The sequence below is a fragment of the Bacillus cereus genome, assembly GCF_002564555.1.
GTDB classification, from domain to species: Bacteria; Bacillota; Bacilli; order Bacillales; family Bacillaceae_G; genus Bacillus_A; species Bacillus_A cereus_K.
The window spans coordinates 489328-505613 of the sequence record NZ_NUVD01000020.1; the positions used below are offsets into that span (position 1 = coordinate 489328).

Genomic DNA, 16286 nt, shown 5'->3' on the forward strand with positions numbered 1-16286 from the left:
TTTATATTATTGTTAGAAAATCATATGACAATCTCCTTACTAATAACTACTTAGCGTTTTCTGCAACTTCATATCCTCTCACAAACAATAGCGTCATATAAGAAACAATAAACGAGAAGATGCTATACATGCCAACCCAAAAGAAAAATTTTGGAGTGAAGGCGATAACACCTATTATTAAAAAACTAGCAAACGTTACAATCGGCATTACGTAATACGTTTTCGTTCTACGTGTTCCAATAACAGAAACGATAAAGATAAGTAATGGACAAATTAATAAGACGAAAATCAATTCATTCATAGTTATGTCCCCTTTTCTAATTGCAGTAATCTGTTTTTCGTAAACGTTTTGAAAGAAATACTCTCCTAATATAATTTCGCTAAGTAATAACGAATTCCTTTTGAAAGTCAGTACATTATGATGAATTGTACAATAAAAAAACGTAAGCAAGAGAATAGTTGCTTACGTTATAGGATAAACATCGCAACGATTGTGGTGACAATTAAACCAATCACAACTGGTAAAAAGTTGCGGCGTGCAAGTTCAAATGGATCTACTTTACAAATTGCAGCGGCAGGAATAAGTGCCCAAGGAATTAAGGTTCCGCCCCCGGTCCATATAGCAGCGATTTGTCCGAGTGCTGTTAGGGTAGCTGTTCCATGACCAAGTGCTGTACCGAAAAGATTTGCAATCGAACCAGCAAGTGAAATGCCGGAAAATCCTGATCCATCTAAACCGGTAATGACACCGACGATAGTTAATGTACCAGCCGATACGTATTGATTTAACGGAACAGTTTGAGATAAGGCGATCCCTAAGTCGTTAATGATTCCATGTGAACCTTTCGGTAAATAGTCTCCAATAATTTTTACAAAGCCACTATCCCCTAAATAAAAGAGTGCAGCAATTGGAATAACTGGACCAAAAATTTTAAATCCAAATTGGAGCCCTTCTATAAAATAATCGGTCGTTTTATTCAGGCCATTTCCTTTGTAGGCGATGAGAGAAATGATAATAATCATAATAACTGTCGTTCCGCCGATTAGTGCTGTAGCATCGCTTCCTTGCAGTTTAAACTGCATCATACAAAGGATATCAATGATATATACGATAGGGATACATATAGCGAGCCATTTCTTTATGCGAGGAGATAATAAAATAGTAGTTTTAGATGATTCAGTTGATGAAGAAGAGTCTTGCAACGATAATCCTGTATGAAATTCTTTCCGTAAGAAGAAAAAAGCGACAGAAGTTGTAACAACGCCCATAACAATAACGAGGGGAACACTTGCAGATACGACGCTGGAAACAGGGAGACCAGCAGCGTCCGCTGTTAATTTCGGAGCGCCCTGAATAACGAAGTCGCCTGACAAGGCGATGCCGTGTCCAAATAAGTTCATAGCAATTGCGACTCCAATTGGAGGAAGGCCGACGCGTACAGCGACTGGTAATAAAATAGCTCCCATTAAGGCTACAGCTGGAGAAGGCCAAAAGAAGAAAGAAATTGTCATCATTAAAAGGCCGATAATCCAGTAGGCGAGGGTAGGGGTACGAATCATTTTTGTAAATGGTGAAATCATCGTATCATTTATGCCAGTATGAACGAGTAGATTGCTCATTGATACGATAATGGAGATGATTAATATAGTTGGTAATAATTCAGTAATGGCGTAAATGAAGCTTTGGAAAATACCGCTAATGGCAAGAGGGATAGAACTTGTTGCGGTAAGTGCTAACAAAAAGATAAAAACGATACAAATGATCGTTGTATCTTTTCGCAGAATAAAAAAGGTAATGATAGTCAGTAAACAAAGAACATAGAGAGCGTGTAAAAGCGTTAATTCAACTCCCATAACATTCACATCCTTTAGGCGTTCGTGTAGTTCATTGTATGAAAGCAATGAAAGTATGTGAGTATAGGAAAAAGAAAAAAATGAAATTTCATGTACTGTAATGGTCAGGAGTAAAAATGGATGGTAAAATACAATTAATCCTAAAAATGGAATTAAAGGAGAGGTAGAATGGGGGAGTACGAATGAGAGAGAAAATAGGATATTATGGTGTGCTCATTTGTTTACTATTATCGGTTATTTCAGGGCAATTTCTTAAAAGTGAATGGGTACCAGTTATATTATGTATAGGAGTATTGATTTTTGCCCCTATGTATCGCTGGAATGAATGGAAAGCGTATAGTCGAAAAAAGAAAATGGTTTTCAGCATCGAGTTTGTCATTATAATTAGCACGATACCGTTTTTGTTATTGAAAGGAAATAAGATAATAGATGGAATTGTAATGTTTCAAGAGTGGTTGTTTATTGCGAAATTGCTATATTTAATATGCATTCTCATAGCAATAGTAGTGATTGCTAAAAAAGTAAATAAAATAATATTTGCTAATGAATAGAAGAAAGTGCCACCGAATAAGGTGGCACTTTCTTACTTCACTGAATGAGCTTTTTGCATCTTTTTAATTAAACGAATTTGTCCGCGATGATTGATTTCATCTTCAAATACGTGAAACCACTTAAAGTAGTTATTTGCTGGTTTGTCATACCAAAAAGCTGTCGTTTTAAATAACCATTCATCAGGTAACGATTGAAAAGTTTCGATCGTTTTGGAACGTACTTCTTGTAATGTATGGATGTAAAATTCGATCGAGTTTCCTTTTATTTTCTCGCGTCCAAGATCACCTAACTCAATAGCAGGTAACCACCGTTCTAATTCAGCCTCCGTTGGTTCACGGTCTTCAAAAGTATGAATTTGGTAGTAAAATTCAACAGCAGCCATATGGTACAATAACATGCCAATTGAATTTGCTTCATCATCATATAAATAATCAAGTTCTTCAATTGTTAAATCTTCCACCGCTTGCATCGTTGTGTAACGAGCGTAATTCATCATGGAAACAAGTTTTGAAAATTCTACATGTAAACCATCTATTTTATCGATTACAAAGTTCAATTAAAATTCCCCCTCTTTAGACGAATACTCCAGAGAAAGAATTCTATGTGCAGAGAAAAAATCCTGTTAAAAATTTTATAATATTAACAAGGAATCACAATTAGCTCTCTATTTGATTTTGTAATAACTTCATATCCGTCTTTTGTAATGACGATATCGTCTTCAATTCTACAACCGCCCCAGTTTGGTATGTAAATACCTGGTTCTACTGTAACGACCATACCTTCTTCTAAAGTAGCTTTACTTTCTTGAGATAGGCGAAGAGGTTCATGTATTTCTAAGCCAAGACCGTGCCCGGTAGAGTGACCAAAATATTGACCGTATCCATGTTCTGTAATGTAATCTCTCGTTACATCATCAATACTTTTCGCAGTTTCTCCAGGCTTAATTGCTTCCGTTCCGCGTTTTAATGCTTCCCGTACAACATTGTATATTTTTTTGAATTCCTCTGACGGCTCGCCGATGGCTACAGTACGTGTTATATCGGAACAATAACCATTGTAAAGTGCACCGAAATCTAATGTAACGATATCGCCAGGCTCGATTATTTTATTAGATGCAACTCCATGAGGAAGTGACGAGCGAACGCCAGAAGCTACAATGATTTGGAACGATGAAGATGTAGCCCCTTTTTTTCGCATGAAAAATTCTAATTCATCTCGTACATCAGTTTCGCTTATTCCTGGTTTTAGAAATGTAAGAATGTGGTGAAATGCTTCGTCAGCGATGGTAGCTGCAATTTTCATTGTTTCTATTTCAGGTGTGTCTTTAATGAGGCGAATATTTTCAATGATTTCGCAAACTGGAACCATTTCCGTATGTATATATTTTTGTAGTTTCTTAAATTGTTGCAAAGTTATATTGTTTTCTTCAATGCCAAGTTTTTGGATATTTAATTTTGATACTTGATTTGCAACTTCTTTTTCTAAATTCCCATTATGCATAATGATTTCAGCTTCTTTTATTTGTGATTTTGCTTGATCTACATAGCGGAAATCAGTTATAAAAACAGCCGTATCCGTAGAGATTAAGACGACGCCAGCACTACCTGTAAAGTCTGTTGCGTATTGGCGATTTTCTTTCTTTGTAATGAGTAACCCGTCAATCCCATAGTTTTGTAGTTGTTTTTGGATTTTATTAATTTGTAAAGTCATGTTAATTCCTCCCCCTATTCACAGTATTGAATAAAGCAAATAGCATGCCAAAAAATATCTTTAGAGAAAAGATAGTGAGAATTACATATGTTTTAGAGAAAATAAGCAATTTAGCCCATTATTTGTGGACGGTGGGCTGCCCGTGAAATACATATTCCTTCAATTAGCAGTGGGAGAATGAAAAAAACATCAACTCAAGACTCAATTTCTTTACACACTGTAAAAAAATTTATACAAATATGAGATAGTACTGTCAAAAGTTTTGATAATATTGAAGTTAGGAAAAGAAAGTATAAGCAACTTTTAGATTGTATATTTGGAAAAATAGTATATTATTTGTTTTATTTGAATATAAAATTTAACATATAAATACATGATGATTATTGATATAATAGGTAATTGTTGGATTTCCCTCGAAGATAGGGATACGTAACGAATATGAAAGGGATAAGGATTGTGAGTACATGAAGAAATTAAATAAAGTGATGTCATTTTGCTTGGTAGCTAGTATGTTCGTTGTAACAGGCTGTGAAAAAAGTAATAACAATGCTCAACTAAGTGAAAAAATTGAGCAGCTGGATGAAGCACCAGAAGTGACAGAGAAGGAAGCTAAAAAAATTGTAAGAAAGAGTGTAGATAAAATTGCAAACTCTTTTAGTGAAATGGAAAAAGAGAATGGCTGGAGTCGAAATAATCCTGGAGATTTGGGTACAGCTAAAAAAGGAGTTAAGGGATTAGTTTCAGATAAGTTTGTGGAGAAACAGCTTCCAGGATTGCTTGATACATTTAATAGGTCAAGGGAAACGGATATGTTGCCATTTCCAATTCATATTGAGCCAGACGTGAGGATAACGTATTCACAGAAAAATGATGTTTTAAAGATTGAGACGCTTACCCTTGCAAATGATATGGGGAATGAAGCGGAGACGTGGGAATTTATTTTTGTTTATACAGATGGAAAATGGTTAATGGATGGATGGTCATCGAATACACCAGCAGATTTAAAGTTAACGAAAGAAGAAGCTAACGAAATTCTTAGAGTTCAAGGTTTCAAGAATGTCTCTTTTGTTAGAGAAGAGAATAGTGGCAATAAGAAATATATTTTTAAAGAAAGTAACGGAGTAGTTGCTGTGGATGCCCAAACATCTGTTATTACTAAGGTAGAGGATAAAGAACAAGAAAAGGTAACGAAACAAGATTCTATTCAAGAGAAAGAAACAGCTAAGGGAAATGATTCCAGTATGTATACTAGTTCAAAAGAAGAAAAGCAGCCCCAAAAAGAATCTTCTTCAGTAGTAGGTAAAACTAAGGTTCTAAATGAGTTAGCTGCTCTAGAAAACCAAGAAAAACATACAAACGTTGTGTCAACAAATGACATAGTAAATGAAATAGAAGGAAATTATCAACTGTGGGATAATAAACTAAATGAAATTTATAGTACATTAAAGAGTACTATGTCAGCTGACGCGTTTCAGTCGTTGAAAACGAAACAAGTTGCATGGGTTAAAGAAAAGGAAAGTAGAGTGCAAGCAATTGCTACAGATGAAAATAATGGAACGATGAGATATATCGAAGCTGCAGATGAAAAATATAAGATGACAAAAGAAAGATGTTATGAATTAGTGAATGGATATATGAACTAAATTGAAACATAAAAAAATGCGTTGCTTGCAAGCAACGCATTTTTTTATGTTTATGCTTTTAATTTCATTACAGTATCAGCATCCGGTGTTACATATACAGTTTGCTGATTGTCATATGTAACAAAACCAAGTTTTGCACCACTCGGTTTTTTGACATGACGTATTTTTGTGAAATCAACGGGTACAGAGCTAGACTCTTTTGCTTTACTGTAATAAGCGGCAAGTTTTGCTGCTTCTAGTAAAGTTTCTTGAGCAGGTTCTAAAGAACGAATGACAACGTGAGAACCAGGTATGTCTTTCGTATGTAACCAAATTTCATCACGACGGGCAAATTTCGTTGTTAAATAATCATTTTGCTTATTGTTTTTACCAACAAAAATCTCTGTACCATCACTAGCTAAATATTTATCCAATACTGGTTTTGTAGGCTTTTTCTTTGCATTTTTCGTCTTACGATTACGCACATAGCCTTCTTCAGCTAGCTCCTCACGAATTTCTTCAATATCTTTTGAAGAAGCAGCTTCCATTTGTTGAAGTAAGCTATCAAAATAAAGAATTTCTTCATTTGTTTTTTCGATTTGTTCTTCTACCACAACAACTGAATTTTTCGCTTTTTGGTACTTTTGGAAATAGCGTTGTGCATTGTCAGATGGTGTTTTTAAAGGATCTAATGTGATCTTTACAGTGCCGCCATTTTCATCGTAATAGTTAACGACTTCAATATCTTTATCACCTTTTTTTAAAGCGTACATATTGGCTGTAAGAAGCTCTCCAAATAATTGATATTTATCTGCTTTTCCAGCATCTTGTAATGTTTTTTCAAGTTTAATAAGTTTTTTCTCATTTTTGTTTTTTTCGTTTTGCATAAAGCGTTCTAAATCATGAGCTTGTTGTTTTACACGGTCTCGCTCTGCTTTTCCGAAAAAGAAACGGTCTAGCAATTCGCTTACAGATGAGAAAGTTTTTTCTTCCCCGTGCAAGTGTGTAAGTGAGAAAAGATAAAAGAATTCTTTCCCGTTTGCAGTAATCATTGTTGGTGTATATGTATGAGTTAGTAATGGTTTTTGTATGGAGAAAAATGCTTCAGATAAAGCTTTTTCATTTACCATACCTGCTCTTTTCACAACTTCTTTTGCGAATAACGGTGATATTCCTGTAAAAGTGCCGACAAGCTGTTTATCCATGTTTCCAGATAGAAAGTCTAGAGGTCTAATAAATTCATCATCTGTTTCAATCTGAATCGGGTTAATTTTATGTTGTGCTGGCGGTGCAATATATTCAGCTCCAGCGTATACAGTTCGATGTCGGTTTACTGCTAAAGAAACGTGTTTTAAGCTATCTAAAATATTATTTGTTTTTGTATCTACTAAAATGATGTTACTATGTCGTCCCATTATTTCAATTACTAATGTTTTTTGTGATTCATCACCAATTTCATTTCTGCTGCGCACTGTGATTTGAATAATACGCTCTAAATCGATTTGTTCTATTTTTTCAATGAAACCACCTTCTAAATGCTTACGAAGAAGCATGCAAAACATTGGCGGAAGTGCAGGTGAATCGTAATTTTGATTTGTTAAGTGTAACCGCGCATATGTCGGGTGAGCGGAGAGAATCAGTTTTTGGTTCTTTCCGTTTGCTCGAATATGTAATAAAATCTCATATTTTGAAGGTTGATATATTTTCGAAATTCGTCCCGTGTAAAGAGAATTTGCAATTTCATGTGTAATCGCTCTTGTAAATAATCCATCGAATGACATGATAAAACACTCCTTTCTAACTAAAAGTTAATTATAGCATTTTTTTGGACGAGGCTGAATAAGCTTTCAATAGAGTATGTCTGGAATCAGGAGGTCGATAGCAGGATGAACTGGTATGGAATGCGGGCACATGAAGTGGAAGAAAGAACGAATACAAATGTGAAGGTGGGACTTACAGAGAAAGAAGCAGAGGGCCGAATCAAGAAATTTGGTGCAAATGAATTAGATGAAGCAAAAAGGCCTTCTGCACTCATGGTATTTTTAGCGCAATTTAAAGATTTCATGGTACTTGTTTTGTTTGGAGCAACAATCGTTTCTGCATTTTTAGGTGAATATATTGATTCTATTGCTATTGTTGCCATTGTTATTATCAATGGTATTCTCGGCTTTTTCCAAGAGAGAAAGGCTGAAAAATCATTAGAGGCTTTAAAGGAACTAGCCGCCCCACAAGTTACTGTAATGCGGAATGGAAAGTGGGTAAAGGCACCATCTAAAGCACTTGTTTTAGGTGACATCATTAAATTTTCCAGTGGTGATCGTATTGGGGCTGATGTACGTCTCGTTGAGGCATCGAGTTTATATATCGAAGAATCTGCTTTGACAGGAGAGTCAGTACCAGTGCAAAAGAAGGTAGAAGCATTGCAGGGGCAAGACGTTTCAATTGGTGATCAAAAAAATATGGCTTTTATGGGTACGATGATTACGCGAGGGTCTGGAACAGGAGTCGTTGTGGCAACTGGTATGAATACAGCGATGGGCCAAATTGCAAATATGTTACAAAATGCAGAGCAAATGGAAACGCCGCTACAAAGAAGATTAGAGCAACTCGGAAAAATATTAATTATTGTGGCGCTTATTTTGACAGCGCTTGTTGTATTAGCAGGTGTGTATCAAGGGAATGAAGTATACCATATGTTTTTAGCAGGCGTGTCACTAGCAGTTGCTGCTATTCCAGAAGGGTTACCAGCAATTGTTACAGTAGCTTTATCGCTTGGTGTACAGCGCATGATAAAAAAGAGAGCAATTGTAAGAAAGCTACCAGCTGTAGAAACGTTAGGGTGTGCTTCTGTTATATGTTCTGATAAAACAGGAACAATGACGCAAAACAAAATGATGGTAACACATATGTGGTCAGGTGGAGAATTGTGGAAAGTGACAGGTCAAGGATATGAACCTAATGGGGCTTTTATGAAAGGTGAAAAAGAAATAGATCCAGGTAAGACGAAGGCGCTTTATCAATTACTTACATTTGGTTCACTATGTAACAATGCAAATATTATTCAAAAGAAAAAAGCGTATGTATTAGATGGAGACCCAACAGAGGGGGCATTAGTAGCTGCCGCAATGAAAGCAGGGATAACACGTGATGCGCTGAAAGGGAAGTTCGAAATTATTCGTGAATTTCCATTTGATTCGACCCGAAAAATGATGAGTGTAATTGTGCGAGATCGAGAGGGGAAAAAGTTTGTTGTGACAAAAGGAGCACCAGATGTCCTTTTGCAAATGAGTCAAACGATCTTATGGGCGGATAAGCAGCAACCATTAAGTGAGTTGTATAGAAAAGAAGTACAGGCGGCTATTCATAGTTTAGGGAGTCAAGCACTTCGAACAATTGCAGTTGCATTTAAGCCATTAAAAGCAACGGACTCTATTGAGCATGAAAGAGACGTTGAAAAAGATTTTATGTTAGTCGGGATACAAGGAATGATTGATCCGCCAAGGCCAGAGGTAGAACAGGCGGTAAAAGAGTGTAAAGAAGCTGGTATTCGAACAGTGATGATTACAGGAGATCATAAAGTGACAGCAATGGCAATTGCGGAACAATTAGGGGTTTTACCACCAGGTGGACGCGTTGTTGAAGGAGTAGAACTTGCGAATATGGATGTCGAGGAACTAGAAAATATTGTAGAAGATACGTATGTATTTGCTCGTGTATCACCTGAACATAAATTAAAAATTGTTAAGGCGCTGCAAAATAAAGGGCATATAGTAGCGATGACAGGTGATGGAGTGAACGATGCCCCGGCCATAAAAACAGCAGATATCGGGATAGCGATGGGAATTACAGGGACAGATGTTGCGAAAGAAGCTTCTTCACTTGTTTTGCTAGACGATAATTTTGCTACGATAAAATCAGCAATTAAAGAAGGCAGAAATATATACGAGAACATACGTAAGTTTATTCGATACTTACTAGCGTCAAACGTTGGAGAAATTTTAGTAATGTTATTTGCAATGTTACTTGCATTACCGCTGCCGATGGTTCCAATTCAAATTCTATGGGTGAATTTAGTTACTGACGGTTTACCAGCGATGGCATTAGGCTTGGATAAAGCTGAAGGAGATGTGATGAAGAGAACGCCGCGCCATCCGAAAGAAGGAGTATTCGCTAGAGGGCTTGCGTGGAAAATTATTAGCCGAGGATTTCTCATTGGGGCAGTGACTTTAGTGGCGTTTATTATTGCATATAATCAACATCCAAATGAACTGAAATATGCGCAAACTGTAGCATTTGCGACGTTGGTGCTTGCGCAACTTATTCATGTGTTTGATTGTCGTAGTGAACATTCTGTCTTCCACCGCAATCCATTTGGGAACGTGTATTTAGTTGGAGCGGTTATCATTTCTTTACTGTTAATGCTAGTGGTTATATATTATCCACCGTTACAACCGATCTTTAGCACAATGCCAATACAAGCAAGAGATTGGTTGTTAATTGGAGGGTTGTCATCAATTCCGACCTTCTTACTAGTAGGATCTTTATTAACAGGGAAAAAAGGGAAGAAGAAAAAGCCAGTATTATATAAGAAGGGATTAAACTTCAAATAGTCAATGAAATGAAAATGTGATATAATTTACAGAAGGTAGTAGAGCCTTGTCTCTATTACCTTTTTCATTGAGTTATTTCATGGCTTGGATGTGATAAAGATGATTTGTAGTATGACGGGATTTGGAAGGTCAAAAGTAGAGAATGATACTTTTCAAATTACAGTAGAAATGAAGTCGGTGAACCATCGTTTTTTAGAAATGAGTATTCGACTTCCGAAGCAAATGATAATGTTTGAAGACAAAATTCGTAAAATAATTGCAAAGCAAGTTCGCCGTGGACGTATTGAAGTGTCCATTAGCATAGTGGGTGAAGGGCTTGTTGAAAGAAAATTAAGTGTGAATTGGGCGCTTCTCGAGCAGTACCAATCCATTATGGAAGATATAAAAGGAAAATTTCAATTACAAGATCCTATTACATTGCAACAACTAATGGCAATGCCAGAAGTAACGGCAATTGAAGAAGTAGAAAATGTAAATGAACAATTTGAGAACAGTTTATATGAGGCTGTTCGCCAAGCCGCTCAAATGTTAAAAACGATGAGAGATGGCGAAGGAGAACGATTACATAAAGATATAGCGTACCGTTTACAAGAGATTCACAATTGTGTAAATGCAATTATTCCACATGCACCAATTGTTACACAAAAATATCGTGAACGATTAGAAAATCGCTTAAAAGAATTACATAATCAAGATTTAGATGAACAAAGATTGTTAACAGAAGTGGCAATATTTGCAGAACGTTCTGATATTCACGAAGAATTGGTTCGTTTACAAAGTCATATAGAGCAATTTCGTGAAGCGTTGCAAATTGCAGAGCCCGTTGGAAGGAAAATGGACTTCATCGTGCAAGAAATGCATAGGGAAGTGAATACGATTGGTTCGAAGGCAAATGACTTAACAATTTCAAAATATGTTGTAGAAATGAAAAATAACCTTGAAAAAATTCGTGAACAAGTACAAAATATTGAGTAGCTTTCAAAAAATATATAAAGTTATACGTGGTGGAGAAATCGGATAGACTTACTAGGAGGCGCAAACTATGGCCATGCGGTTTTTAAATATTGGATACGGAAATATTGTATCTGCTCATCGAATTATTGCTATTGTAAGTCCGGAGTCAGCTCCTATTAAACGAACAGTACAGGAAGCACGTGAACATAATGCTTTGCTTGATGCTACGTATGGGAGAAAAACAAGGGCGGTTATTGTTATGGATGATGGGCATGTTGTATTAAGTCCAATTCAGCCAGAGACGATTGCACATCGTTTGAATAATAAAGAAGATTTAAGTGAGGAAGGGTAGGTTTTACATATTTATGAGAAGTAGAAGAGGATTGCTCATCGTTCTTTCAGGACCTTCTGGGGTTGGGAAAGGAACGGTTCGAAAAGAGCTATTTAGCCATGAGGATACACGTTTTCAGTACTCTATTTCAGTAACGACACGTAAACCGCGTGAAGGTGAAGTAGATGGTGTAGATTATTTCTTTAAAGAGAGAGAAGAATTTGAAGAAATGATTCGTAATGAAAAATTACTTGAGTGGGCTGAGTTCGTAGGTAATTATTACGGAACACCAATTGACTATGTTGAAAAAACATTACAAGAAGGAAAAGATGTATTCTTAGAAATTGAAGTGCAAGGAGCAATTCAAGTTAAGAAAGCTTTCCCAGAAGGTGTATTTATTTTCTTAGCACCTCCAAGTTTATCTGAACTAAAGAACCGAATTGTTGGTCGTGGTACAGAAACTGAAGATGTTATTGAAAATCGTTTAACTGTAGCGAAAGAAGAAATCGAAATGATGGACGCTTATGACTATGTTGTAGAAAACGATCAAGTTGAATTAGCTTGTGATAGAATTAAAGCAATTGTGGTTGGGGAACATTGCCGCCGCGAAAGAGTAGCAAAATATTATAAAGAAATGACGGAGGGTCTATAATTATGTTAAATCCATCAATTGACTCATTATTAACAAAAATCGATTCTAAATATACGCTTGTAACAGTAGCTGCAAAGCGTGCACGTGAGATGCAACTTGCGGACAATTGTGTTATTGAAAAGCCTGTTTCTCATAAATGTGTAGGTAAATCATTAGAAGAAATCGATGCAGAAGTATTAAAATATGTACCAAGTGAAGATAAAGTATCTGAATAAGACTTTGCCTTCGACAATTTAAAACATAGACTTTATAATTTTCTATGTAACGGTAACAACCTATTTACAAGTAGGTTGTTATTTTTTTATGATAGGGACGAAATGTTGGTACTGACGAGCTGGAAATTCTATTTCAGTGTTATAAGTTTGAAAAAGAAAGAGGACGAGTCATATGCTAAAAGGGAAAAAGATACTTCTATGTGTAACAGGAGGCATTGCGGTTTTTAAAGCGGCTGCGTTAACGAGTAAATTGACACAAGCGGGTGCTATTGTAAAAGTAATGATGAGTGAGTCGGCAATGAAGTTTGTTACGCCTCTTACATTCCAAGCACTTTCTCGCCATGATGTATATACGGATACATTCGATGAGAAAGACTCAGCTGTTATTGCTCATATCGATTTAGCAGATTGGGCGGATGTAGTACTTGTGGCACCTGCTACAGCCAATTGTATTGGGAAGTTGGCTGTAGGTATTGCGGATGATATGATTACAACTACTTTGTTAGCTACTACAGCTCCAGTGTGGATTGCACCCGCTATGAATGTGCATATGTATGAAAATAAAATTGTTCAAAAAAATATGATGACGTTAAAAACGCTAGGATATACATTTATTGAGCCTGGGGAAGGCTTTTTAGCGTGTGGATATGTAGCGAAGGGCAGACTAGAAGAACCTGAAGCAATTATTGCGCGTTTAGAGGAAGCTTTCTCAGAACAAAAACCACTGCAAGGAAAGAGAATATTAATAACTGCTGGCCCGACGCGTGAAAAGGTTGATCCAGTTCGTTTTATGACGAATTTTTCTTCTGGAAAAATGGGGTATGCGATTGCAGAAGTGGCAGCGAACCTAGGTGCTGATGTCATACTTGTTTCAGGACCGACAGCATTAAATCCGCCAGTACATGTAACAACGATACAAGTGGAATCTGCACAAGATATGTTAGAAGCAGTTCTTCAACATTATCCAAATGTAGATGTTGTCATTAAAACAGCGGCGGTTGCAGATTATCGCCCGAAATATGTTCATGATAATAAAATGAAAAAACAAAATGGTGATGCTGTAATTGAATTAGAGAGAACAGTAGATATTTTAAAAACGTTAGGTGAGAAGAAGGACAAACAGCTACTTATCGGATTTGCTGCGGAAACGACAAAAGTAGAGGAGTACGCAACGAGAAAGTTATGTGAGAAAAATGCGAATATGATTGTTGCGAATGATGTAAAAGCGCAAGGAGCCGGATTTGGTACAGATACGAATATTGTAACAATGTATAGAAAAGATGGAGAAGTTATTGGGTTGCCACTTTTAACGAAGAAAGAGGTAGCTCGTGAAATATTAAAGCAAATTGAAATGATGTTAGAAGATGATCGTTTATGAAATTTGCAAGTGTAATTGTTGATGTACCTGCCCGTCAGACGGATCGACCGTTTGATTACATTATCCCTAAAAAATGGGAAGATATTGTACAGACAGGAATGCGTGTAGTAGTTCCATTTGGTCCAAGGAAATTGCAAGGTTTTATTGTTGGAATCAAAGGCTCGGTTGACGTAGAAAGTAAGAAGTTAAAGACGATCCATGAAATATTAGATGTAACACCGGTTTTAAATGATGAATTATTAAAGCTTGGATATTGGCTTACAAGTGAAACGTTATGTTATATGATTTCGGCTTTTCAAGTGATGCTTCCAACAGCGATCAAAGCAACGTATAAAAAGCGTCTACAACTTTGTAAACAAGAAGAAGTAGCACCTGAAATAGTATATTTATTTCAGGATAAGGAAGCGATCGATTTTGAAGCAATTGCGGCACAACCACATTTATACCGGACTATTCAACAAGAAATAAAAAATGGAACGATTGAAGTCGTTTATCAAGTGAAAGATAAAGTACAAAAGAAAAAACAAAGAGTCGTTCAGCCGGAGTTACCGGAAGAGAAATTAGAATTAGCAGCATTTGAACTGAAAAGTAAAAAACAACAAGATGTACTTTATTATTTTGTGGAAAATTATAAAAGTGTACCGTTGAAAGTAATAACAGAAGAATTGCAAATAACAGACGCTCCAATAAAAGCACTTGTTAAAAAGGGGTTACTCTCAGAAAAGTATGTGGAAGTATACCGAAATCCGTATGACGATGATGATTTTGAACAAACGAAACCATTTCCACTTACGGGGGAACAAAAACAAGTCATTACACCGATTTTATCATCAATTACAAATGAAACTTACAATCCATTTTTACTATATGGTGTTACAGGAAGTGGAAAGACGGAAGTATATTTACAATCTATAGCAGCGGTGCTCAAGAAAGGGAAAGAAGCTATTGTACTTGTTCCTGAAATTGCGCTAACGCCTCAAATGGTAGATCGCTTTAAAGGTAGGTTTGGCTCACAAGTTGCAGTTCTTCATAGTGCGCTGTCTGTTGGAGAAAAATATGATGAATGGCGTAAGATTTTAAGAAAAGAAGTGAAAGTGGTAGTTGGTGCACGATCAGCTATTTTTGCTCCTTTTGAAAATTTAGGAATTATCATTATTGATGAAGAGCATGAATCGAGTTATAAGCAAGAAGATAATCCGAAGTATCATGCAAGGGATGTAGCAGTGTGGAGGGGACAGTATCACAAGTGTCCTATTGTTCTTGGCAGTGCAACACCGACACTTGAATCGTTTGCAAGAGCGAAAAAAGGTGTTTATGAATTACTAACGATGGAAAAACGTATGAACGAACAAGCTTTACCGACAGTAGAGATTGTTGACATGCGTGAAGAACTTCGTGATGGTAATCGTTCAATGTTTTCGAAGGCGCTACATGAAAAAATAGCAGATCGATTAGAAAAGAAAGAACAAATGGTTCTTTTTTTAAATAGAAGAGGTCACTCTACATTTGTAATGTGCAGAGATTGTGGATATGTCGTACAGTGTCCGCATTGTGATATTTCGTTAACCTATCATAAAATGAATCATCGTTTAAAATGTCATTATTGCAGTCATGAAGAAAATATGCCAACTGCGTGCCCTGCTTGTAATAGTACTCATATTCGTTTCTTTGGTACGGGAACACAAAAGGTAGAAGAAGAAATCACAAAATTATTCCCAGAGGCGCGAGTTATTCGAATGGACGTGGATACAACAAGCCGTAAAGGAATGCATGAAAAATTATTAAAGGCATTTGGTGAAGAGAAAGCAGACATATTACTTGGAACACAAATGATTGCTAAAGGACTTGATTTTCCGAAAGTGACGCTTGTTGGAGTGTTAACGGCAGATACAATGCTGCACTTACCAGATTTTCGGGCGAGTGAAAAGACATATCAATTATTGACGCAAGTCAGTGGGCGTGCTGGAAGACATGAATTGCCAGGGGAAGTTGTAATTCAAACGTATACACCCGAGCATTACAGTGTAGAATTAGCAAAGAATCAACAATATGATGTGTTTTTTGAACAAGAAATGCAAATGAGGCGAACAAGACAATACCCACCGTATTATTACGTTGTGCTTGTAACGGTGTCTCATCCAGAATTATTAAAGGCAGTCCAAGTTACAGAAAAAATCGTCGGACATTTACGAACGCATTGCACGGAGCAAACAATGGTGTTAGGGCCAGTTGCTTCAGCAATTCCAAGGATAAAAGATAGATATCGTTACCAATGCATGATAAAATACAAACGGGAACCAAACTTAAAGAACGTGCTCAAAATGGTAAATGAACATTATCAAGCAGAAATGCAAAAAGAGCTACAAATCTCAATTGATTTTAATCCAACAATGTTAATGTAGCGGAGG

The 16286-nt window shown here is 36.4% G+C and carries 14 protein-coding genes; 9 read left to right on the forward strand and 5 right to left on the reverse strand.

All coding sequences use genetic code 11. The features are described 5' to 3' along the window. Positions 1 to 46: 46 nt before the first annotated feature. Positions 47 to 301: a YbeF family protein gene (locus COI75_RS13095; RefSeq protein WP_001003944.1), complete on the reverse strand. Its 255-nt coding sequence runs from the start codon at positions 299 to 301 to the stop codon at positions 47 to 49. Positions 302 to 468: 167 nt separating this feature from the next. Continuing rightward, on the reverse strand, positions 469 to 1854 hold the full coding sequence (locus COI75_RS13100) for a hypothetical protein (protein ID WP_000537919.1): 1386 nt from the start codon (positions 1852 to 1854) through the stop codon (positions 469 to 471). A gap of 182 nt (positions 1855 to 2036) precedes the next feature. Between COI75_RS13100 and COI75_RS13105 the strand changes: the two genes are divergently transcribed. Then, positions 2037 to 2405 (forward strand): YoqO family protein, encoded by a 369-nt coding sequence (locus COI75_RS13105; RefSeq protein WP_001208247.1) that lies wholly within the window; start codon positions 2037 to 2039, stop codon positions 2403 to 2405. Between the two features lie 32 nt (positions 2406 to 2437). Here the strand turns inward: COI75_RS13105 and COI75_RS13110 are convergent, their stop codons facing one another. Beyond that, entirely contained in the window at positions 2438 to 2962 is a 525-nt protein-coding gene (locus COI75_RS13110) for a DinB family protein (protein WP_001012022.1), read from the reverse strand. 83 nt (positions 2963 to 3045) lie between these two features. After that, the gene (locus COI75_RS13120; RefSeq protein ID WP_000174957.1) at positions 3046 to 4116 is read right to left on the reverse strand and encodes a M24 family metallopeptidase; all 1071 of its coding nucleotides are present in this window, start codon (positions 4114 to 4116) and stop codon (positions 3046 to 3048) included. Positions 4117 to 4580: 464 nt separating this feature from the next. Here COI75_RS13120 and COI75_RS13125 point away from each other — a divergent pair, with 464 nt between their 5' ends. Further along, positions 4581 to 5759 carry a lysozyme inhibitor LprI family protein gene (locus COI75_RS13125; protein WP_000735882.1) on the forward strand — a complete coding sequence of 393 codons (1179 nt, stop codon included), beginning with the start codon at positions 4581 to 4583 and terminating at the stop codon, positions 5757 to 5759. A 50-nt stretch (positions 5760 to 5809) separates the two neighbouring features. Here the strand turns inward: COI75_RS13125 and COI75_RS13130 are convergent, their stop codons facing one another. Continuing rightward, positions 5810 to 7519 carry an Rqc2 family fibronectin-binding protein gene (locus tag COI75_RS13130; RefSeq protein ID WP_000006765.1) on the reverse strand — a complete coding sequence of 570 codons (1710 nt, stop codon included), beginning with the start codon at positions 7517 to 7519 and terminating at the stop codon, positions 5810 to 5812. A 105-nt stretch (positions 7520 to 7624) separates the two neighbouring features. Between COI75_RS13130 and COI75_RS13135 the strand changes: the two genes are divergently transcribed. The 7 genes from COI75_RS13135 to priA all read left to right on the forward strand — a co-directional run bounded on the left by COI75_RS13135 (position 7625) and on the right by priA (position 16280). Then, positions 7625 to 10348, forward strand: coding sequence for a calcium-translocating P-type ATPase, SERCA-type (locus COI75_RS13135; RefSeq protein ID WP_001104742.1), 2724 nt, complete (start codon positions 7625 to 7627; stop codon positions 10346 to 10348). A 99-nt stretch (positions 10349 to 10447) separates the two neighbouring features. Next, positions 10448 to 11323: a YicC/YloC family endoribonuclease gene (locus COI75_RS13140; protein WP_000563109.1), complete on the forward strand. Its 876-nt coding sequence runs from the start codon at positions 10448 to 10450 to the stop codon at positions 11321 to 11323. Positions 11324 to 11390: 67 nt separating this feature from the next. Continuing rightward, positions 11391 to 11654: an extracellular matrix/biofilm regulator RemA gene (remA, locus tag COI75_RS13145; RefSeq protein WP_001251456.1), complete on the forward strand. Its 264-nt coding sequence runs from the start codon at positions 11391 to 11393 to the stop codon at positions 11652 to 11654. Between the two features lie 13 nt (positions 11655 to 11667). Further along, on the forward strand, positions 11668 to 12285 hold the full coding sequence (gene gmk, locus COI75_RS13150; protein ID WP_001257739.1) for a guanylate kinase: 618 nt from the start codon (positions 11668 to 11670) through the stop codon (positions 12283 to 12285). A 2-nt stretch (positions 12286 to 12287) separates the two neighbouring features. Continuing rightward, positions 12288 to 12500 (forward strand): DNA-directed RNA polymerase subunit omega, encoded by a 213-nt coding sequence (gene rpoZ, locus COI75_RS13155; RefSeq protein ID WP_000933963.1) that lies wholly within the window; start codon positions 12288 to 12290, stop codon positions 12498 to 12500. Positions 12501 to 12672: 172 nt separating this feature from the next. Further along, a complete protein-coding gene (gene coaBC / locus COI75_RS13160; RefSeq protein ID WP_098448358.1) occupies positions 12673 to 13878 on the forward strand; it encodes a bifunctional phosphopantothenoylcysteine decarboxylase/phosphopantothenate--cysteine ligase CoaBC in 1206 nt (401 codons plus the stop codon). After that, on the forward strand, positions 13875 to 16280 hold the full coding sequence (gene priA / locus COI75_RS13165; protein ID WP_000666738.1) for a primosomal protein N': 2406 nt from the start codon (positions 13875 to 13877) through the stop codon (positions 16278 to 16280). Before coaBC ends, priA begins: the two co-directional genes overlap by 4 nt. The last annotated feature ends 6 nt before the right edge of the window (positions 16281 to 16286 follow it).